The sequence below is a fragment of the Pseudomonas sp. S2_C03 genome, from assembly GCF_054668405.1.
Genome location: NZ_CP162766.1, coordinates 6,103,733 through 6,124,230 on the forward strand (window position 1 = coordinate 6,103,733; position 20,498 = coordinate 6,124,230).

The 20,498-nt window shown below is 61.2% G+C and carries 17 protein-coding genes; 6 read left to right on the forward strand and 11 right to left on the reverse strand.

The window, feature by feature from the left end:
- Positions 1 to 17: 17 nt before the first annotated feature.
- The 4 genes from AB4N64_RS28165 to AB4N64_RS28180 all read right to left on the reverse strand — a co-directional run bounded on the left by AB4N64_RS28165 (position 18) and on the right by AB4N64_RS28180 (position 5,067).
- A complete protein-coding gene (locus AB4N64_RS28165) occupies positions 18 to 1,871 on the reverse strand; it encodes a TonB-dependent receptor domain-containing protein (RefSeq protein ID WP_460120494.1) in 1,854 nt (617 codons plus the stop codon).
- 79 nt (positions 1,872 to 1,950) lie between these two features.
- Positions 1,951 to 3,849 carry a 1-deoxy-D-xylulose-5-phosphate synthase gene (gene dxs / locus AB4N64_RS28170; protein ID WP_460120497.1) on the reverse strand — a complete coding sequence of 633 codons (1,899 nt, stop codon included), beginning with the start codon at positions 3,847 to 3,849 and terminating at the stop codon, positions 1,951 to 1,953.
- A gap of 91 nt (positions 3,850 to 3,940) precedes the next feature.
- A complete protein-coding gene (gene ispA / locus AB4N64_RS28175; RefSeq protein WP_460120499.1) occupies positions 3,941 to 4,828 on the reverse strand; it encodes a (2E,6E)-farnesyl diphosphate synthase in 888 nt (295 codons plus the stop codon).
- The gene (locus tag AB4N64_RS28180) at positions 4,825 to 5,067 is read right to left on the reverse strand and encodes an exodeoxyribonuclease VII small subunit (RefSeq protein WP_007894317.1); all 243 of its coding nucleotides are present in this window, start codon (positions 5,065 to 5,067) and stop codon (positions 4,825 to 4,827) included. The genes ispA and AB4N64_RS28180 overlap by 4 nt, the downstream gene beginning before the upstream one ends.
- Before the next feature lie 473 nt (positions 5,068 to 5,540).
- Here AB4N64_RS28180 and AB4N64_RS28185 point away from each other — a divergent pair, with 473 nt between their 5' ends.
- Genes AB4N64_RS28185 through AB4N64_RS28210 form a run of 6 tightly spaced genes read left to right on the forward strand, consistent with a single transcriptional unit; the run spans position 5,541 to position 15,718 of the window.
- Complete coding sequence (locus tag AB4N64_RS28185) at positions 5,541 to 6,338, forward strand: YfaP family protein (protein ID WP_460120501.1); 798 nt, start codon at positions 5,541 to 5,543, stop codon at positions 6,336 to 6,338.
- 36 nt (positions 6,339 to 6,374) lie between these two features.
- Entirely contained in the window at positions 6,375 to 8,087 is a 1,713-nt protein-coding gene (locus AB4N64_RS28190; protein WP_460120503.1) for a DUF2138 domain-containing protein, read from the forward strand.
- The gene (locus AB4N64_RS28195) at positions 8,057 to 8,722 is read left to right on the forward strand and encodes a DUF1175 domain-containing protein (protein ID WP_460120505.1); all 666 of its coding nucleotides are present in this window, start codon (positions 8,057 to 8,059) and stop codon (positions 8,720 to 8,722) included. The genes AB4N64_RS28190 and AB4N64_RS28195 overlap by 31 nt, the downstream gene beginning before the upstream one ends.
- On the forward strand, positions 8,719 to 13,287 hold the full coding sequence (locus tag AB4N64_RS28200) for an alpha-2-macroglobulin family protein (RefSeq protein ID WP_460120507.1): 4,569 nt from the start codon (positions 8,719 to 8,721) through the stop codon (positions 13,285 to 13,287). The genes AB4N64_RS28195 and AB4N64_RS28200 overlap by 4 nt, the downstream gene beginning before the upstream one ends.
- A 1-nt stretch (position 13,288) precedes the next feature.
- Positions 13,289 to 14,908, forward strand: a complete 1,620-nt coding sequence (locus AB4N64_RS28205; protein WP_460120509.1) for a DUF2300 domain-containing protein — start codon at positions 13,289 to 13,291, stop codon at positions 14,906 to 14,908.
- Between the two features lie 3 nt (positions 14,909 to 14,911).
- Positions 14,912 to 15,718, forward strand: a complete 807-nt coding sequence (locus AB4N64_RS28210) for a YfaP family protein (RefSeq protein WP_460120512.1) — start codon at positions 14,912 to 14,914, stop codon at positions 15,716 to 15,718.
- A 17-nt stretch (positions 15,719 to 15,735) separates the two neighbouring features.
- On the opposite strand, the gene AB4N64_RS28215 is transcribed toward AB4N64_RS28210, so the two are convergent.
- The 7 genes from AB4N64_RS28215 to AB4N64_RS28245 form a co-directional block, all read right to left on the reverse strand.
- Positions 15,736 to 16,029, reverse strand: a complete 294-nt coding sequence (locus tag AB4N64_RS28215) for a type II toxin-antitoxin system RelE family toxin (protein WP_460120514.1) — start codon at positions 16,027 to 16,029, stop codon at positions 15,736 to 15,738.
- Positions 16,019 to 16,258: a type II toxin-antitoxin system RelB/DinJ family antitoxin gene (locus AB4N64_RS28220; protein ID WP_095197216.1), complete on the reverse strand. Its 240-nt coding sequence runs from the start codon at positions 16,256 to 16,258 to the stop codon at positions 16,019 to 16,021. The genes AB4N64_RS28215 and AB4N64_RS28220 overlap by 11 nt, the downstream gene beginning before the upstream one ends.
- Positions 16,259 to 16,607: 349 nt before the next feature.
- Positions 16,608 to 17,360: a S24 family peptidase gene (locus AB4N64_RS28225; RefSeq protein WP_460120516.1), complete on the reverse strand. Its 753-nt coding sequence runs from the start codon at positions 17,358 to 17,360 to the stop codon at positions 16,608 to 16,610.
- 226 nt (positions 17,361 to 17,586) lie between these two features.
- The gene (gene ppa, locus AB4N64_RS28230; RefSeq protein ID WP_007933577.1) at positions 17,587 to 18,114 is read right to left on the reverse strand and encodes an inorganic diphosphatase; all 528 of its coding nucleotides are present in this window, start codon (positions 18,112 to 18,114) and stop codon (positions 17,587 to 17,589) included.
- A 90-nt stretch (positions 18,115 to 18,204) separates the two neighbouring features.
- Positions 18,205 to 19,017, reverse strand: a complete 813-nt coding sequence (locus AB4N64_RS28235; RefSeq protein ID WP_460120518.1) for a M90 family metallopeptidase — start codon at positions 19,015 to 19,017, stop codon at positions 18,205 to 18,207.
- 3 nt (positions 19,018 to 19,020) lie between these two features.
- Positions 19,021 to 19,677 (reverse strand): DedA family protein, encoded by a 657-nt coding sequence (locus AB4N64_RS28240; RefSeq protein WP_460120520.1) that lies wholly within the window; start codon positions 19,675 to 19,677, stop codon positions 19,021 to 19,023.
- A 273-nt stretch (positions 19,678 to 19,950) separates the two neighbouring features.
- Positions 19,951 to 20,406, reverse strand: coding sequence for a GNAT family N-acetyltransferase (locus AB4N64_RS28245; protein ID WP_460120522.1), 456 nt, complete (start codon positions 20,404 to 20,406; stop codon positions 19,951 to 19,953).
- Between the last annotated feature and the right edge of the window lie 92 nt (positions 20,407 to 20,498).

A 20,498-nucleotide genomic window follows, 5' to 3' on the forward strand; every position in this document is an offset into this window, starting at 1 on the left:
ACACCGAACAATCCGGATCAGAGCTGGGGCGTCCAGGTCACCCCGAACATCCACGCTCGACCTTCCTCACGATACCCGTACTCACCGCCGTCATGGCTGTAAAGCGCCCGGCTGTAACCCTTGTCCAGCAGGTTATCCACCTTCAGCTCCAGCGTGACTTCGCGATTGAGCGCCCAACTGCTGCGCAGTCCCAGCAGCGCGTAGCCTCCCAGCGGCTGCCGATTGTTCTCATCGTCAAAACTGCTGCTCACCGCTTGCCAGCTGGCACCGAGACCCAGGCGACCGAACTGACGGTCCAGGTCCAGGCTCAAGGTGCGTCGCGCACGCCGGGCCAGGGTGTGGCCGCTGTCGCGGTCGCGCGGGTCGATGATCGCGACCCCGAGATTACTCTGCCAACCGAACAGTTCTTGCTTTAATCCCGCCTCAAAGCCGTTGATCCGCGCCGAGGCGACGTTCTGCGGGCGATTGTTACTGCCGAAGATGATCGCGTCCTTGAGGTCGGTGCGGTACAGCGAGGCTTCGAGCCGGCTGGTATCGGTCAGTTGGCTGCGCCATTGCAGCTCGTAGCTTTTCGAGGTTTCCGGCTTGAGGTCCGGGTTGCTGAAATCCGGGTAGTACAGGTCGTTGAAGGTCGGGGCGCGGAAGCCCTCGCTGTAGGTCAGCAGCAGGTCATTGTCCGCGTTCAGCGGCAGGGTGAAGGTGCCGCTCCAACTGTTCTGGCTACCGAACTGCTGGTTCTGGTCGCGGCGCAGTCCCAATTCCGTGGAAAAACTGTCGGCCTCGAAGCGATGTTGCACAAACGCAGCACGGTTCCAGCGACTGTCTTCATCGAAGGCAGTACTGCTATTGATGCGGTCCTCGTACCAGTCCCCGCCCAGGATCAGGCTGTTGCGGGCGTCGAGCGTGAGATCGTTCTGCCAGGTCACCGAATCGCGGTAAGTGTTGAATACGCTGCGTTCGTCGCTGAGCTCATCGAAGGTTTTTTCACGGTTTTCGCTGTGGCCGAATTCGACTCGGGTTTTCCACCTTTCGTTGACACGCCCATCGATGTAACTGCTCAGGCTGCTGACGGTGAAGCGGTTGTAGGGTTGCTGCTGGACAAAGGGGCTGTCGAACGCGCTTTTACCGCGGTTATCCAGGAGGTTGGCGCCCACTTCCAGGTCTTCGTTGACCGCATGGCTCAAGGAAAGGCTGATGGATTTGTTGCGGTACTCATCATGATCGCCATCGTTGGGATAGGACTCCCGGGTGCGATCGATCCCGGCGGTTTCATCGAGACTGGCGCCGAGATTAAAACGGGTTTGCTCGTCACCTCCGGACAAGCCCACGCTGCGTTCCCAGGTCTGGTTGCTGCCCCAACCCACGTGAAGGCGCGGCTGCAGGCCCTGCTCGCCACCGCGCCGGGTGAATATCTGAATCACCCCGCCAATCGCGTCACTGCCATAGATCACCGAGCGCGAGCCGCGCAGCACTTCGACGCGCTCGACCTGCTCAATGTTGATGTGTTGCAGGTTGCTGTCGCCGGAGGTCGAGTTGCCGATGCGTTGGCCATCAACCAATACCAGGCTCTGTGCCGATTTGGTGCCGCGAATGTAGACGCCCGGCAGGCTGCCGCGACCGCCGGTTTGCCCTACCTGCACGCCCGGCACGCGTCGCAGCAGATCAGTCACGCTACTCGGTTGCAGGCGGTCGATGTCTTCGCGGGTAAACACGGTATTGGCGGCGCTGCTGTCATTGCGTGCCTCGACCTGGCGATTGGCGCTGATCAACACGTCTGGCAGCTTGAGGGCCTGGTCGCGTTCGAAGGTGTCGGCCAGCAGCGGGGCGGATGGCAGGAGGGTCAACGCCAGGGCGAGGCGGGGGAAGTTCATGGGTAATCCATTTGGCACTAAAAACAAATGTCGAACCGTCGCACCGCCGCTCCCACAGGTTTTGCATTGGGTGTGAAATTTAAGTGTTCAACAATGCGAGGCGCTTGCGCACCGACGCCTCGATCCCCGCTTCATCCAGGCCGCACTCAGCCAGCATCTGCGCCGGTTTGGCGTGCTCGACATACGTGTCCGGCAGGCCCAGGTGCAGGATCGACTTGAGGATGTTTTCCTGGGCTAGGAATTCGCTGACCGCGCCACCGGCGCCCCCCATGATCGCGTTTTCCTCGATGGTCACCAGCAGATCGTGGTTGCCGGCGATTTCGCGCACGAGGGCTTCATCCAGCGGTTTGACGAAACGCATGTCGACCACGGTCGCGTCCAGCGTCTCGGCGACTTTCAGGGCTTCGGCCAGTTGTACGCCGAACACCAGCAGCGCGACTTTTTGACCGCGGCGACGAACCACCCCCTTGCCGATCTCGATCGGTTGCAGGTCTTTCTCGATGGTTGCGTTCGGGCCGGTGCCGCGCGGATAGCGCACCGCCGCCGGGCCGTTGTACAGATGGCCGGTCGTCAACATCTTGCGCAGTTCGTTTTCGTCGCTTGGGGTCATCACCAGCATGCCGGGAATGCAGCGCAGGAACGACAGGTCAAAACTGCCTGCGTGGGTCGGGCCGTCTTCGCCTACCAGGCCGGCGCGGTCAATGGCAAACAGCACATCGAGGTTTTGCACCGCGACGTCATGCACCAACTGGTCGTAACCGCGTTGCAGGAACGTCGAGTAAATCGCCACCACCGGTTTGGCGCCTTCGCAAGCCATGCCGGCGGCGAGGGTCACGGCGTGTTGCTCGGCAATCGCCACATCGAAATAACGCAGCGGGAAACGTTCGCTGAACGCCACCAGGTCGGAGCCTTCCTTCATCGCCGGGGTAATGCCCACCAGGCGAGGGTCGGCGGCGGCCATGTCGCACAGCCATTCGCCGAACACACCGGAATACTTTGGCCCGCCGGCCTTTTTCGGCGCGGTGGCCGGGGCATCGACCGGCTCAAGCTTGGTGATCGCGTGGTAACCGATCGGGTCGACTTCCGCCGGGGCGAAGCCTTTGCCTTTCTTGGTGACCACGTGCAGGAACTGCGGGCCCTTGAGGTCACGCATGTTGCGCAGGGTGGCGATCAGCGTCGGCAGGTCGTGGCCGTCGATAGGACCGATGTAGTTCCAGCCCAACTCTTCGAACAGGGTGCCGGGGACCAGCATGCCCTTGGCGTATTCTTCGGTGCGGCGGGCGATTTCCCAGGCGCCCGGCAGGCGCGACAGGACCTTTTTGCTGCCCTCGCGCATGCTGGCGTAGGTGCGGCTGGAAAGGATTTTCGCCAGGTAGTTCGAGAGGCCACCGACATTGCGCGAAATCGACATGTCGTTGTCGTTGAGGATCACCAGCATGTTGGCGTCCACTTCTGGCGCGTGGTTCAGCGCCTCGAAGGCCATGCCGGCGGTCAACGCGCCGTCGCCGATCACCGCAATCGCCTTGCGCTCGCTGTTTTGCAGGCGAGCGGCAATGGCCATGCCCAGCGCGGCGCTGATCGAGGTGCTGGAGTGACCGACGCCAAAGGTGTCGTACTCGCTCTCGGAGCGGCGCGGAAAGGCGGCTACGCCGTCCTTCTGGCGAAGCGTGCCCATGCGCTCGCGACGGCCAGTGAGGATCTTGTGCGGATAGGCCTGATGACCGACGTCCCACACCAGCCGGTCGTCCGGGGTGTCGAAGACGTAATGCAGCGCGATGGTCAGCTCGATGACGCCCAGGCCGGCACCGAAATGCCCACCGGTCTGGCCGACCGTGTAGAGCAATTCCAGGCGCAACTCATCGGCCAGGGTTTCCAGCTCGGCTTCACCTAGCCGGCGCAGGCCGTCCGGCGTGTTGGCGCGGTCGAGCAGGGGCGTGGTCGGGCGCTTGCGGGGAATCTCATGAAACGTCGTGGGCATCAGGCGAATCGTTATAGGTATAAAAGATGCGGCAGTTTACCTGATGCATCGCCCCCTGCCCACGCGTTGGTCTTTTTTGGCCGATACGCCGTCAGCTGCGGCGGCCGACGATATACCGGGCCAAGTCGCGCAATGGTTCTGCGTCCGCGTCAAACGGTCGCAGCGCGTGCAGCGCCTGATCGCGCAGTTCCAAGGCGTAGGCCTTGGCCGCGTCGAGCCCCAGCAAGGCCGGGTAGGTCGGCTTGTCGCGGGCGATGTCGGCACCCTGGCGTTTGCCCAGGGTCTCGGTATCGCTTTCGACGTCGAGAATGTCGTCCTGCACCTGGAACGCCAGGCCGATGGCCTGTGCATAAGTCTTCAGCGATTTCAGTTCGTCTTTTTCGGCACGGCCGCTGGCCAGGGCACCGAGTTTGACGCTGACCTCGATCAGCGCGCCGGTCTTGTGCCGGTGCATGTATTCGAGGGCTTTCTGGTCAAGTTTCAAACCCACCGAACCGAGGTCGATGGCTTGACCGCCAACCATGCCCGCGGGACCTGCGGCCAATGCCAGCGCGCTGACCATTTGCAGGCGGATTTGGGCATTGACCGAGCTAAGGTCCGGATCCAACAAAGCGCTGAAGGCCAGGCTCTGCAAGCCGTCGCCGGCGAGAATCGCGCAGGCTTCGTCGAATTTCTTGTGGGTGGTCGGCTGGCCGCGACGCAGATCGTCGTCGTCCATAGCCGGCAGGTCGTCGTGCACCAGGGAATAGGCGTGGATCAGTTCAACTGCGCAAGCGGCGCCGTTGGCTTGCTCGGCCTCGCCACCCAGCGCTTCGCAAGCGGCATAGGCCAGCAATGGACGAACGCGCTTGCCGCCGTTCATCACGCTGTAGCGCATGGCTTCGTAAAGCCGTGCCAGCTCAGGGCTCGGCGCGGTGAACAGTCTTTCCAGTGCCGCGTCGACGCGGGCCTGGCTGGTCGCGGAGTACGCAGCAATCATTCTGGCTGGTCCGCGTCGAAAGGTTCTTCGGCCAGCTCGCCGTCTCGCTCGAGCAGCACTTGCACTTTCTGCTCGGCCTGGGCCAGCGCCGCCTGGCAATCACGGGTCAGACCGATGCCTTGCTCGAAAGCCGTCAGCGAGTCTTCCAGCGACAATTCGCCGTTCTCCAGTCGCTCCACCAGCGTTTGCAGGTCGGCGAGGGATTGTTCGAAATCCAGTGCAGCTTTTTTGCGGGCCATGGCGGCTAATTCCGGTTGACGTTAAACCGGCGGGACACTAGCAGATAGGGGGGTTATGGGCAAATTGACGGGTGTGAATCGCGACCCTTCCCCTGTAGGAGCGAGCTTGCTCGCGATAGCGGAGTGTCTTGCAGCTCAATGTTGACTGACACACCGACATCGCGAGAAGGATGGCCCAACAACAGGGTATTGGGCCAATCCGGTTGCTGCCAGATCCATTGCGGTGCCATGGCGCTTCGCTCCGGGTTGAGATGAGCCCAATAATCGCTTTATTCGGCTCACCGTCCAGCAACAGACGTGAACGGGGCCGCATTTAAGAAGGCCACCAATTGTTAAAAAGCCACCAAATGGCTAACCTTCGCGCCTTCCCTGACCCAACGGTCATGGGGCTTTCTGACGAAACGCAGGTTTTGCCTCTGTAACGCGCCGAGGATCGGGTGCAAGGTTTCGTTGTGCATGGCAGGAGGCGTCACATGCGTTCATTCATTCTGGTGCTGATGGGCCTGGGCTTGGTAGCTGCATCGGCAGCCTGGGCCGGGCCGACGGCCGAGTTGTCCGAGCCGGTGGGCGGCTGGCGTTACAACGGCTTGCTCGATCGCAGTGATAACCCTCGAGTGGCCTACCCCACGCCACCCATTGACCGGGGCGTGCAGCGCAATCGCACGATGATCGAAGGTCAGCTCAAGGCCATCGGCAGCCAGCGCGGGCCGCATACGCTGGCGGTCAATGGCAACCCTTTGAACCTTTACACCGACGACGCGGACCGTTTCGCCCGGCCGTACGCCTTTGGCGCGGGCTCCAACAGCGTCGAAGTGCGCAGCGCCGAGGGCCAGTCGCTCAGGCGTGTTCAGTTCTATGAAGCCAATAACCTGCGCACCCCGGCCCGAATTCGCGTGGTGCTGGGTTGGGACGACCCCAAAGCCGAACTCGACCTGCATATCATTACCCCGGACGGCCAGCATGCGTTTTTTGCCCACACGGCATTGACCAATGGTGGCGGCCTGGACCCGGACGGCGTCGACGGCCCGGGCCCCGAGATGTTCACCATGACCGCACCCATGCGCGGCACCTATCTGGTTTACGTGAACTATTGGGGCAACTTCGGCAGCGGCGGCTATAACTTCGATGAGACCAGCAACCAGAACGAGGTGATCACCTCGCAGATCAATCTGGTGCTCAACGAGAACACCGTCGACGAAAAACGCGAGACCTTCGTCGTCCCCCTGCGCGCCATCGGTGACCTGCTGCTGGTCAAGACATTCAACTATTAAGCATCCCGCTCCACGGATGAATTGGGCTTTGTGAACATGAGCGATAACACTGTTACCCCGGCCGCCGAAGCACCTGCCGGCAAGATTCCCCGCCGCTGGCCGGCGTTGCTGATTGGCTTGTGCCTGGTGGCCGGCGTGGCGGGCGGGCTGGGTTGGTTCCTGCACAAACCCAAGTTGCCAGCCGCACAACTGGCCAGTGACAAACTGGGCATGAGCCGCCCGGACGGCTTGCTCGAAACCCATTCCTTGAGCCAGTTGCCCAAGGACTTGCTGGCGGTGCCCTTCCTGAAGGAAACCCTGACGGAAGATTTCGTCTTCTATTACCAAACCCATGCCGATCGCCTCGGTCTGATCGGCAGTCTGCGGCGGATCATCTATGAGCATGAGCTGAAGTTGCAGGACAGCCTGATCGAACAACTCTTCGACCAACCGGCAGACGTGGCACTGTGGCGCGGGGCGGATGGCCGCCTGAAGGACTTCTTGCTGGTGATGGATCGCGGTGGCCTGGCCAAGGTGCTGGAACCACTGGCGAAAGTGGCGCTGGACGATACGCAGTTGAGCAAGGTCGGCGACGTGAAAGTCGGGGCCGACGATGTGGCGCTTTATCAACTGACTTATAGCGCCAGCAAGGCGCTGTTGTTCGCTTCCCATGGCGACAAACTGGTGGTGCTGTCCAACCCGACGAAACTCTATGACGCGCAATCCGGCGAGCAGCAGGAGCCGGGCAACGTCTCGACGCAAGCCATTGGCGCCTTGCTCAGCGGTGACAAACTGTTCCCTGAAGCCTTTGGCCTCGCCCCTCGTGCACCCGAAGTGAAGCAACGCCTGGCCGTCAATGCCAGCGTCCTGGCCATGGGGTATCAACGCTTCATCCCCAACTTCGCCGGATTGCGTTTTGACATGGACGACAAGGGCTGGCACAGCTACCTGGCCATGGACGAGCTGGAGAACCAGCCGGACTTCGACTTCAAGCCGATCTGGCAAGCCATGCCGATGGGCGCCAGCGCCTGCGTGGCGCTGCCACTGGCCGCCGAGCAGCAGAGGCCCCTGCTGGTGAAGTTGGGTGCCGAGGAAAAGGTCGCCCAGGCGCTGACCGAACAGCTGGCGGGCGCCGCCGGGCTCTGCTGGTACGCCGATTCGCGGTTGTACACGCCGCTGCTGGTGGCCAGCCTCAACGACAAAGACAACGCCAGTCTCGACGGCGAGTTGGGCACGCTGTTCGGCTCGATGGTCGGCGCCTATGAGGGCAACGTCGAAGATAAAGTATTCCCGATAGCCGAGAAGCAGGAAGGCGCCAGCCATCAGTGGGTGCGTCAGGTCAGCTCCAATTTTGGCCCGTACAAGGCCAAAGACGCCGAGAACCCCGACGCGATCACGGGCAAGGCGTTCATGAAAGTCAGCCTGGCGCGCCATGGCTCGACCCTGTTGTTTTCCCTCGACGACAAGCTGGTGGGCAAGGCGCTCGACACCCTCGACAAGCACTTCCCGCCAATGGCCGACGTGGTGCCCAAGGACCTGCTGATGCCGGTCTATTTCGGCCCCGATTCCATGGCGCAACTGATGCAGCGCGAAACCCTCGACAGCCTGCCGCAAGACATGGAACCGGTGTTCTACAACGCCGCACAAACCTACTTGATCCCCAAGCTGCGCAAGCTCGGCGGCTACGGCAAATATGCGCTGACCCTGCCAGAAGGCAGCGAGCCTGACGGTCACTGGCAATGGCTGCCACTGGAGTGGAAGGCGCTGTGAATTCGCTTATCCGCAGCCTCGGCCTGCTGGCGCTGTTGCTGGGCAGTCGCGCATTCGCCAATGAGGCGGCCGCACTCGATCCGCAGCAATCCCAGGTCTTCCGCGCCTGGTTTGTGCGCATCGCCCAGGAACAATTGAGCCAGGGGCCCAGCCCGCGCTGGTTTCAGCAGGACTGCGCGGGCCTGGTCCGTTTTGCCGCCAACGAAGCGCTGAAGGTGCACGACGACAAATGGCTGCGCAGCAATGGCCTGTCCAACCGCTACCTGCCACCGGAAATGCAATTGAGCGAGGCCCAGCGCGGTTTGGCGCAGCAATGGCAACAGGGCGGCGGCAAGGTCGGGCCGTATGTGAATGCGATCAAACTGATCCAGTTCAACAGCCACCTGGTGGGCCGTGACGTGACGCAAGCGCGGCCCGGCGACCTGATGTTTTTCGATCAGGGTGACGACCAGCACCTGATGATCTGGATGGGCCGCTACATCGCCTACCACACCGGCACCACCACCCCTACTGACAACGGCATGCGCTCGGCAAGCCTGCAACAACTCATGACATGGAAGGACACCCGATGGATACCCGATGCAGCCAACCCCAACTTCATCGGCGTCTATCGACTGAATTTTCTCACCCAATGACCGGTGCCCGCATGCTGCGCATTTGCTCACGAATTTCTTTGTTGTTGGCGCTGCTGGTGCCGTTGGCCCACGCCGAAGACACCGTTGAGCCGAGCGGCTACACGCCGGTGGCCGGTGAAAGTTTCTTCCTGCTGGCCGACAGCAGTTTTGCCAGCGACGAACAGGCGATGGTGCGCCTTGAAGCGCCGGGTCGCGACTATCGTCGTTTCCGCATGGAGCCCTACGGCGGCGCCGATATTCGTGTCTACCGCATCGACAAGCCACTGGACTTCCTCAAGCGCCAGAAGAACCTGCATCGGGTGGTCAGCGACGGTCAGTTCAAGGGCGAGGGCCTGTCCAACACCCTCGCTTACCTGTGGGACAACTGGTACCGCAAATCCCGTCGGGTGATGCAACGGGCGTTTTCCTACGAATCCCGTCAGCAGGTCACCGAAGAGGTGCCTGAGTTGAAGATGGGCGCCGCGATCGCCGCGCCGACACCTTACGACGCGCAACCGCAATTCGCCCTGATACCGGGCTTGCCGGTGGTCAGCCAGTTCCGATACCCGTTGTGGCAAGCCAAGCCGATCCAGCCACCACCCGGTGTCAACCTGGCCGGCTCGTCCAGTGAGTTCGTCAGCGTCGCACCGGGTAACGTCTACATTCCGTTGGGCAACCTCAAACCGGGCCTGTACCTGGTGGAAGCGCTGATCGGCAAGTACCGCGCCACCACCATGGTGTTCGTCTCCAACACCGTGGCGGTGAGCAAGATTGCCGGTGATGAACTGCTGGTATGGGCGGCGCGCAAACACGAAGGCAGTTCGGTGGCCAAGGTGGATGTGCTGTGGACAGATGGCCTGGGCGTGATGAGCAGCGGCGCGACCGACGCCGATGGCCTGCTGCGCTTGAAACACGTCAGCCCCGAGCGTTCGTTCGTGATCGGCGAGGACGAAGAGGGCGGGGTGTTCGTCTCCGAGAACTTCTATTACGACAGCGAAATCTACGACACCAAGCTCTATGCCTTTACCGATCGACCGCTGTATCGGCCGGGGGATTGGGTGTCGCTGAAGATCGTTGGGCGCGAGTTCAAAAACGCCCGTGACTCGGTGGCGCCCGGCGCCGCCGACGTCAACCTGACCGTGCTCGACGCCACGGGCACCGCGCTGCAATCGCTGGCACTCAAGCTGGATTCGAAGGCGGGCACCCAGGGCCGTTTCCAGTTGCCGGAGAACGCGGTGGCCGGTGGTTATGAGCTGCGTTTCAACTACAAGGATCAGGCCTACAGCAGCGCCTTCCGTGTCGCCGAATACATCAAGCCGCACTTCGAAATTGCCCTGAACCTGGCAAAACAGGATTACCGCACCGGCGAGCCGGTGAAGGGCAACCTGGTGTTGCTCTACCCGGACGGCAAGCCGGTGGCCAACGCCAAGTTGAGCCTGAGCCTGCGTGCGCAACAACTGTCGATGGTCGACAACGAGCTGCAATACCTCGGGCAATTCCCGGTGGAGCTCACCAGCGCCGAATTGACCACGGACGCCAAGGGCACTGCGACCCTCGACCTGCCGGCGACCGACAAACCGAGCCGCTACATGCTCACCGTGTTCGCCAGTGATGGCGCGGCGTATCGGGTCAAGACCACCAAGGAAATCCTCATCGATCGTGGTGCCGCGACCTTCCGGTTAAGCGCGCCGCAACGCTTCAGTGCGGTGGGTGACAAGGTGGTTTTCAACTACCTCAATGAAGGCGGCAGCGAGCAGGGCAAGGCGTTGACGCCGAGCGCTTACAGCTGGGTGCGCCTGGAAGACCAGAGCACCGGTGAGGGCAAACTCACGGCCAGCGACCAGGGCTTTACCCTGGCTTTCGAACGGCCAGGCACCTACAACCTGACGTTGAAAGACGAGCATGGGCGGGTGGTCGGCGCTACCGGCCATTCGGTCACCGGTGACGGCATCAAGGCGGTACCCGGGACTGTGGAAATCGTCCTCGACAAAGCCGAGTACAACGCAGGTGACGAGGCCCTGGCGCTGATCACTTTCCCGGAGCCGGTCAGTGATGCCTTGCTTTCCCTGGAGCGTGACAAGGTCGAGGCCACGGCGCTGATGTCCAAGGGCGGCGACTGGCTGAAGATGGAAAAACTCAGCGACACCCAATACCGCGCGCGTATTCCCGTGAAGGATAATTTCGCGCCGAACCTGACTTTCTCCGTGCTGTACACCAAGGGTGGTCAGTACAGCTTCCAGAACGCCGGCATCAAAGTGATCGCGCCGCAGATCGACGTCGCCATCGCGACCGACAAAGAGGCCTATCAGCCAGGTGAAACCGTGTCGGTGGACCTCACCGCTGCATTCGCCGGCAAGCCGATTGCGGCGCACCTGACGGTCAGTGTGGTCGATGAAATGGTCTACGCGCTGCAACCGGAAGTCGCGCCCAGCATCGACCAGTTCTTCTACCACCCACGGCGTAACAACGTGCGTACCAGCGCCAGTCTGTCGTTCATCAGCTACGACGTTGCGTTGCCGGGTAGCCCTGGTGCGCCGGGCAAGGCCAATCGCAGCGAGCGCGGTGTAAAAGTACTGGAGCGCCCGCGTCGCGAAGACGTCGACACCGCTGCGTGGCAGCCGGAACTGGTCACCGACGCCAGTGGCAAAACCCGCTTCACCTTCACCATGCCAGACTCGTTGACCCGCTGGCGCATCACCGCCCGGGCCATTGCCGATGACGGGCAGGTTGGGCAGAAGAAGCAGTTCGTGCGTTCGGAGAAGCCGCTGTACCTGAAGTGGAGCGGTCCGACCCGGTTCCGTAATGGCGACAAACCGGATCTTGGTGTGTTCGCGTTCAGCCAGGCCGAGCAACCGGTCAAGGCCGAGTTGCTGATCCATTACGCCGGCAGCGAACAGCGCTTGCCGGTCACTCTGAGCAACGGCATCAACTATGTCGCGCTTCCAGCGTTTGCCCTGAGCGATGGCGAGTGGCGCGCCGAGCTGGTCCAGGATGGCAAAACCGTGGATGCCCTGGCCGTGAACCTGGCGTTGAGCGGTAACGGCTGGCAGGTCACGCAGAGCCAAAGCCTGGACGCCACCAGCGGTGATACTGCGTTGAATGTGCCGAGCGATGCGACGGACATTCGCCTGCGGCTGGACGACAGCCCGCAAGCGCTGTTCCGTTCGGCGCTCGACGATCTGCTGAGCTACCCGTACGGCGGCGTCGAGCAGACCGCCAGCCGTTTGCTGCCGTTGAGCATTGCCTATCCGACACTGGCGTCGAACCCGCAGATTCGTGATCGCTTGCGCCTGATCATGCAGAACAGCCGTCTGCGGTTGGTGCAAATGGCCGGGCCATCGGCGAGTTTTACCTGGTGGGGCATGGACGGCGAACCGGATGCCTTCCTCACTGCGTATGCCTACTACGCCGACTGGCATGCGAGCAAAGCGTTGGAGCTGAGCCTGCCGCCGGAGCATTGGCAGAGAGTACTGGAGGTCTACTCCAAACAGGCCAGGAACACGCCGTTGTTGCAACGGGCGCTGATTCTGTCGTTTGCCAAACAGATGCAATTACCGGTCAACACCTTGCTCAGCGGCCTGATGGACGATCTCGCCGCAGCAGGCGAGGGCCATGCCGCGAGCCTGATGGAGGATGGCGAAGACAGCCTGGTCATGAGCGACCCGGATTCGGCCTTGGGGCTGGCGGCAGCGCGTACATTGACCGCCGCGTTGGCCAGGCAGGCGAAAGTCAATCTGCCGGACGCATTCAACCGCCGACTGACGGAGGCGCAACAGCGTCTGGCGGTCAGCTCGCAGCCATTTGCCGAGGCGTTGAACCTGTCGTTGCAGGCCTTCGATCAGAGCCGCGCACAAGCGTTGTTGCAGCGTCTGTTGCCGCAGCAGTCGACCCTGGAGCGGGCACTGGCGCTGACCTGGTTGCAACGCAGCATCGAGCAGGCGTCGCCGACCATTGCGCTGGCGCCAGGCGAAGGCTGGAAGAAACGCTACGGTGCCAGCGGCGAGATGTTCTGGACGTGGCAGGGCCCTGCGCCCGTGCCGAGTGTGCTGTCGCTGAGCGGCACCCAGGAACGTCCGCTGCGCGCGATGCTGAGCTATCAGACCCAACAGCCGGCGCTTGACCCGATGGCGGTGAGCATTACCCGCCGCCTGTCGCGACTGGTGCCGGGTGACGAAGCCTTCACCTTCAAGCTCGAAGCCGTCGGCACGCAGCCGTTGTCCAGCGACAGCCTGTATCTGGACGAAGTGATCATCACCAGCAAAGCCGCCAAACCGCTGCGCTACGGCATGCTCGAAGTGCCGCTGCCGCCGGGTGCCGATGTCGAGCGAACCACCTGGGGTATCAAGTTGCTGGGCAAGGCAGGTAGCGAACCGACGGCGCTGGAGAAGGCGCGGTTCGAACCGGGGCAGATGACCTATGCGGTTCCCGTGGATGCCCTGAGCGGCGAGCTGCGCCTGCGGCATCTGGTGCGTTTCTCACAAAAGGGGCAGTTCAATCTGCCACCGGTACGCTTCACTCAGGTCTACGCACCGCAACATCAGGCCCAGGAGCAAAAACCGGCGCTTGGCCAGGTCACGGTCCACTGACATGCCCTGGCGTTGGCTCGGGTTTTGGTTGTGTTTGATCCCTGCGCTGGCAACGGCGCAGGAAGGACCGCTGCGCCTGGGTTTTAACGGTGAGCTGTTATCGCTGAGTCGTACCCAACTGATTGCCCGCGAACCGCTTTCGGCTGACGTGCAGACACCCCTGGGCAGCCTGTGGAAATTGTTCGTATACGCCTGGCTGGTGGACACAGGCGCCCAGGAACCGCCTTATGAGTGTCGCGGGCAGTCGAAAGAGGAAGTGTATTGCTGCGCGACGGGTGAGCACATAGGTCGCGATCAGGCGCTGGTGAAGTCTTGCGGATTGTATTTCGAGCCAGCGCGCCTGGGCATTGTCGACGCCGATTGGAGCCGATACTGGCAGGCCCGGCGGGCACCGCCATGGCTGCTGGAGTTGCCATCGTTGCAGCCTGCTACGCGTGTGCCGGTCGTCGAGTTGCTCCAGGTGCTGGCCGCCATGCCGGCTCAGGAACAGGCACGGCGGGTGTTGCTGGATGTGGTGCTCAACGCGGCGGATGGCAATGTGGTGGGTGAACTCGGCGGTCGGCTGCGTGTGAAGACCTGGAGCTGGCTGGGTGATCTGGACCCCGCATCGCGCCAGGGTGGGTTCGCCGGTTGGACCCTTGACGGCACGCCGATCTGGGCCGGTGGCCGTGGCACCAGTCAAAGGGTCTTGCGCGATTACGGCGCCGCATTGGCGTCCGTGCTGCCGGTGGCCTGGCCGGCGGATGCGGGGCGTTGCGTTGAAGTCGGTTTGTTCGCCCGATACCCGATCAAGCGGGTGCTGGCCGCAGAGCGTGTGGTGGCGTCCGGCCCGATGAAGGGTGATTACCGTGTCGAGTTCAGCAATGGCAACCAACTCGATATCCATAGCGATGGCGAATTGTTTTTGCTCAACGACAAACTCGTCGCCCGCCTGGATCGCGAAGAGTACGTCGCCCGCGTCCTGCAGCGCGAAGCCAAGGCGCAACCGGTCGAAGCTGCCAAGGCCCTGGCCGTCGCCATTCGCACCTACCTGCTGCAGAACGCCTCGCGCAATGGTGACTGCCTGAGCATCGACGACAGCAGCAACCGTCAGCGTGTTGCACCACGTCCGGCCTCACCTGAATCACGCAACATCGCCGCCTGGACCAGCGACCTCGTCCTGGCCGGTAGTACCGTCACCTATCATTCCGACCAACCGGGCCCGGACAAGCTGTCCTGGCAACACGCTGTCGAGCAGGCCAATGCCGGCCAACGCTACGACACCATCCTGCTGCACGCCTACCCACGTGCCAGCCTCAGCCGCTGGGACAACCCTGTTGCTTCATGCCAGGCACTGCCCGCCGCTCAAGACTGGCTGAAGAGCCAGCGCCGGAGCTGGCGCCAGCGCCTGGAGAGTGAAGTGGGTTACACCGATGTCAGCACTTTCGCCGTCTGCAGGCTGGCATTCGGTCGCCCCTACGTCGACCGCGAGCGCCAGCGCATCTACGTGCGCGGGGTGTTGACGCTGCAAGATCGCCTCGACCTGACTCACGAATACCTGCACCTGGCCTTCCAGGCACATCCCAACGGCCAGGATGAAACTTACATCGAAGGGCTCGCCCGCCACCTCTTGCTGGAATAGTCCATGAAACTCCGTTATCCACAGGTCTTGCTGTTCCTTTACGCACTGGGTGCGTTGCCGTCGACCTACGCTGCTGTCGATCTCGACACCCCTGTGGGCGGTTGGCGTACCGGCGCGGCCGAGGGTGAAGGCGAACGTTTTCGCCAAACCGTCAACTACCCGGCTTCATCGGTCAATACACCCGCAGGACAGGCCAACACCGCGCGCATCAGCGGCCAGATCAAGGCCACGCCGAAGTCCGGCGAGCCGGGCCGGCTGATCGTCAATGGCGTGAGCATGCCGCTCAAGGTCGACCCCGCCGGGCGCTTCGACCGTCCGTTCTCGTTCCCCAATGGCAGCAACAGCGTCGAGGTGCGCAGCCCCGATGGCCAGCAACGCCGCCGTACCCAGTTCCTCAACTCCAGCGGCGGAGCGACGCCGGCCAAGCTGCGCGTGCTGCTGGCCTGGGACAGCGACGGCACCGACCTGGACCTGCACCTCATTACCCCCGACGGCGCCCACATCTGGTACGGCGACCGCGTCGCACCCAACGGCGCAGCGCTGGATGTCGACGTCACCACCGGCTACGGCCCGGAAATTTTCGCCATGCCTGCACCGATCAAGGGGCAGTACCTGGTCTATGTGAATTACTTCGGCGGTGGTTATCGCCAGGATGAAGACGGGCAGGAAGAAGCGGTACAAGCGCTGACCACGGCCCAGGTAACAGTGATTACCGAGGAGGGGACGCCGAATGAGAAGATGGAAACGTTCCTGGTGCCGATGCGGGCGGTGGGGGAGCTGACGTTGGTGAAGGGGTTCAGTTATCCGTGAGAAGGCTCGGCATGTCTCTACGTCGCATCAATGCGGTCTTGGGCATCCTGGTAAGCGGCTTCCCGTTCGCGCTTTCCGATGGCGATAACGAACACCACAACTTCGTGATCAATGACTTGATAAATCAGCCGATATCCAGCGCTGCGCAACTTTAGTTTGTAGCAGTCGGGTAGTTGACGAAGTCGATTGGCTTCGACACGAGGGTTTTCCAATACCTCAGCGAGTTTCTTTTTGAATTGCTGGCGTAGGGTGTCGCCCAGTTTGTTCCACTCCTTCAGCGCGCGCCGATCAAATTCGAGGTTATAGGTCATCCAGGCTTACCTTTACTCGCTGGGGAGCGGCAAGGCGTTCTGTGACGACTGCGATCAGGGCTTCATCTTCCTCACTAAGCAGTGCAGCTTTGAACGGCAACTTTCCACGTTCGGCAACGTATTGGAGAGTCTGGCGCAGCAGTTCTGAGGGTGTGACGCCGAGCTTTTCCAGTTCGGCGAAGGAACGTTGTTTCAACTCATCGTCGATGCGGATATTGATGGAGGCCACAATGCGCTTCCTGTAATGACGTTTGTCTTTACGTTAGCAGGCGTGGGCGAGGTTCACAATCTTCGAACCGATTTTTCAGACGATGGGTTCTGCTGTTGCAGGCATTAAAAAGCCGGCTTGTGGCCGGCTTCTCGGGGACTGGCTCGGTTCATTTTTGGTAAACCTCGCCAGCCTTCAAAACGTACACCCGGATCTTGCGTCCGGCTGTGGGACTCGGCGAGAAAATCATCTGCTTTGTCAGTGCGATTCTGCGCCGCAGGGCGGGGCGATGCGCAAATGTGGGGCGCAGCATACTGATTTTTTTTTGAAATTCCCAGCGCGGTGTTCACCCACTCCTGTAGGCGTGGGTTTATAAAAACGGCACAGGCGGGCGGGACTTGTTCAGGGTGGCACGCCAGAACACCCAGCCCAACACCCGGATGTTCTGCTCTTCGATCTGTGGGGCCCTGAAGATTTCATCCGGGTATTCAGCGCTGTTGTGGCTGCGTAGTCGTAAACCGTTGCCGGGCAGGCGGTGCAGGTATTTGATCCTCAGCATGCCATCGTGCTCGATTGCGTAGACTTCCCCATCGACGATCTGGGTCAGGCCGCGATCAATGGCGACGGTCGAGCCGTCGGCAATTTTTTCGGCCATGCTGTTGCCAATCATGGTGGCGCAAATGGCGTCGCCGTAATTGATTTCCAGCGAGTCGAGGTAGCTGCGGGGTAGGCGCATGACCTGGCTCTTGTCCACGACGACGTGGGTTTTGCTGGAGCCTGGAGTCGCCGGCGCTTCCTTGTAAAAAGGCAGATCGACATCGATGGGTTCGACAACGGTGTAAACGCCCCGCAAGGCCTGCGCATCGAAGGTGTCACCGGTATCGCTGACCAGGCGCAGGTGTCGGGCGTCTTTGGGGCCGTCACCGGTTTTCAGCCATTCGCTGTTGACCGAGAGCTTCCTGGCCACTTCCTCTATCCGGTAGTCGGGCACGCCACGGGAGTACCAGTTATGAACGGTTTGTGCGTTGGTGATATTCAGGACATCGGCGAAGCCGGTCGTTGTGATGTCCGCCATTTTCAGGAGCATTTTGAAGCGGAGGCCGCAGGTTTTGTTCTTTTTCATAAACACGAGTCTATGCCCGCAGCACGGGGCTTTGAATAAACGACCCGTTCAAATTACGCAAGAAATTTGCGACCTCATGTAAGACTTATCCTGTAGAAAATAAACAGGGAAAATCGAGCGATCCAATTGTTAAACGCTGTGTGGAAAGTGGCCTTGCAGGCATAAAAAAACCCCGGCTCAACCGGGGTTCTTCTTGAAGCTTGCAGCTCAGAGTTCGCAGTTGCTCTTAACCTTTATAGGCAGCAACCGACTTGGTGATCGCAGCACGGGCGGCGTCTGCGCCGTCCCAGCCTTCGATCTTCACCCATTTGCCTTTTTCGAGATCTTTGTAGTTCGCGAAGAAGTGCTCGATCTGCTGGATCAGCAGCGCTGGCAGGTCGGTGTATTCCTTAACATCGACGTACAGCTGGGACAGCTTGTCGTGTGGAACCGCGATGACCTTGGCATCGCCGCCGCCGTCGTCGGTCATGTTCAGGATGCCGACCGGACGAGCGCGGATCACCGAACCTGGAGCAACCGGATAAGGGGTTACGACCAGCACGTCGAGGGGGTCACCGTCGTCGGCCAGGGTGTTGGGGATGTAACCGTAGTTGGCCGGGTAGAACATCGGGGTGGCCATGAAACGGTCAACGAACAGGCAATCGCTGTCTTTGTCGATTTCGTATTTGATCGGCGCGTGGTTGGCCGGAATCTCGATCGCGACGTAGATGTCGTTCGGCAGGTCTTTGCCAGCTGGAATCTTGCTGTAGCTCATTGGGCTGTGCCCCCGTTAGTTGACCAAAAAGTGGCGGCGATTATAGGCATATTCCGCTCTGGGCGCTATGCGCCAGAAGTCGGCTGGACCTTAGTCGCGTGCCTGATAGACAGGGTCGTGCGCCAGAAGTTGCCGCAGCCGGGCCAGCGGGTCCTGGCGGTAAAAAAGCTGCAACTGTTCATACACCTCTGGATAGGCCGCGTGCAGCAGGTCGGGGGCGCTGAAGAAGTATTCACTGGTGACGGCGAAGAACTCGGCGGGATTCTCCGCTGCGTAGGGGTCGATGGCGGTTTCGGCGTCCGGATTGCGTTCAAGTTGCTGATCAAGGTCATCAAAGGCGGTTTGCATGACCCTGGCCCACTCACTGACCCGCATGTCGGGATGCAGGGGGGGCAGGCCATTGGCGTCACCGTTGAGCATGTCGAGTTTGTGCGCGAGTTCGTGGATGACCAGGTTATAGCCTTCCCACCCGCCGCTGGCCATGACCCCAGGCCAGGCGAGAATGACCGGCCCCTGCTGCCAGGCTTCTCCGCTGTGTTCGCCGTCCCACTCGTGCTCGACGCCGCTGGCATCGCGATGGCGCTGGGGGCTGAGGAAGTCGTCGGGGTAGAGCACGATTTCGTGGAAGCCCTGATACCAGTTCAGTTCGCCGAGGTTGAGCAAGGGCAACTGGGCCTGGGCGGCGAGCAGCAGCCGCTGTTCCTGATGCAGTTCGACCCCCGGCAGGGCCGTCAGGTGTTTGTCTTCGAGGAACAGCACGCAGGCTTCGCGCAGCCACTGGTCCTGCTCGGCGGTGATACCGTCGAGAAAGCTCAGGTGATGGCGAACCCGCTGCCACACATCATCGTCAATCGGGTGCCTGGCCAGGATGCGCCGACGACGCCAGGCGCTGAGCGACCACATCGCTCAGCGAGGTTCGGCTTTGGATGCAGCACTGCCGAAACGGCTGCGGACCACACCGATGATCATCGGCACCAGCGACAGCAGGATGATGCCCACCACCAGCAACGACAGGTTTTTCTTGATGAATGGCACGTTGCCGAAGAAATAGCCCAGGGTTACCAGGCCGCCGACCCAGAGGAGGGTGCCCAGCACGCTGAAAAAGAAGAAACGTGGATAAGGCATTTTCGCCACGCCGGCGACGAACGGTGCAAAAGTGCGGACGATGGGCAGGAAGCGCGCCATGGTCACGGTTTTACCGCCGTGCTTGTCGTAGAAGTCGTGGGTTTGCTGCAGGTAGTCGCGGCGGAAGATTTTCGAGTTTGGGTTGCTGAACAGTCGCTCGCCGGCCGTTCGTCCGATGACATAGTTGGTGCTATCGCCGAGGATCGCCGCCAGCATCAGCAGGCCCCCCAACAGCACCGGGTCCATGCCGCCACCCGCCGCTACGGCGCCCGCGATGAACAGCAGGGAGTCGCCGGGCAGGAAGGGCATCACCACCAGGCCGGTCTCGCAGAAAATGACCAGGAACAGGATGGCGTAGATCCATGGCCCGTAGTTGTTTACCAGCAAGTCGAGATACACATCGAGATGCAGGACAAGGTCGAGCGGGTTGAAATCCATGGGGGCACCTGTAAAAGCGGCCCGACTCGGCAGGCCTGTGCGGATGACTTCGCGAAAGGCTACACACGAGTGTAGTTTTTCTTACAAGCCGGAAAGGTCCGCATTATACGGCCTGACAGGTGAAAAGCGTGTCGAGTTTGTAGCGGGGGATTTCGTCGGATGATCCCCCTGTAGGAGCGAGCTTGTTCGCGATGGCGGCGTGTCAGTCGACATCATCGTTGACTGAAACACCGCCATCGCGAGCAAGCTCGCTCCTACAGGAACACAGCAAGATCAAAGCTCTTCGCTGATCGGCAACACGTAGTTCTTGAACTCGGTGTCTTCCTTGAACCCGATGGATTCATAGGTCTTCTGGGCCACCTGGTTATCGCTGCTGGTGGACACACGCATGCGCACGGCATTGGTTTCCTTGGCCATTTTCTTCGCGGTGCGGATCAGGTTGTCGGCGACCAACTGACGGCGCGCGTCTTCGGCGACGTAGATATCGTTGAGTATCCACACGCGTTTGAGTGAAAGCGAAGAAAAGCTCGGGTACAACTGGCAGAAGCCCATCAGCTTGTCGTCATCGGACAGGGCCAGATAGATCACCGATTCCTTGCGGCGCAGACGTTTCTCGAGAAAGGCGCGGGATGAATCCGGGTACGGCAGGGCGCCGTAGAACTCACGATACTTCACAAACAACGGCGTTAACAGGTCCAGGTGTTCGAGGGTCGCTTGGATAATCCGCATCGATAGGTCTCGTCTTCAAGTGGCTGTCTTACATCGTGACGGCGATAGGAAACCCTTGGCGGCCGCGAATCGATCCTGCCTGAAACGGACGC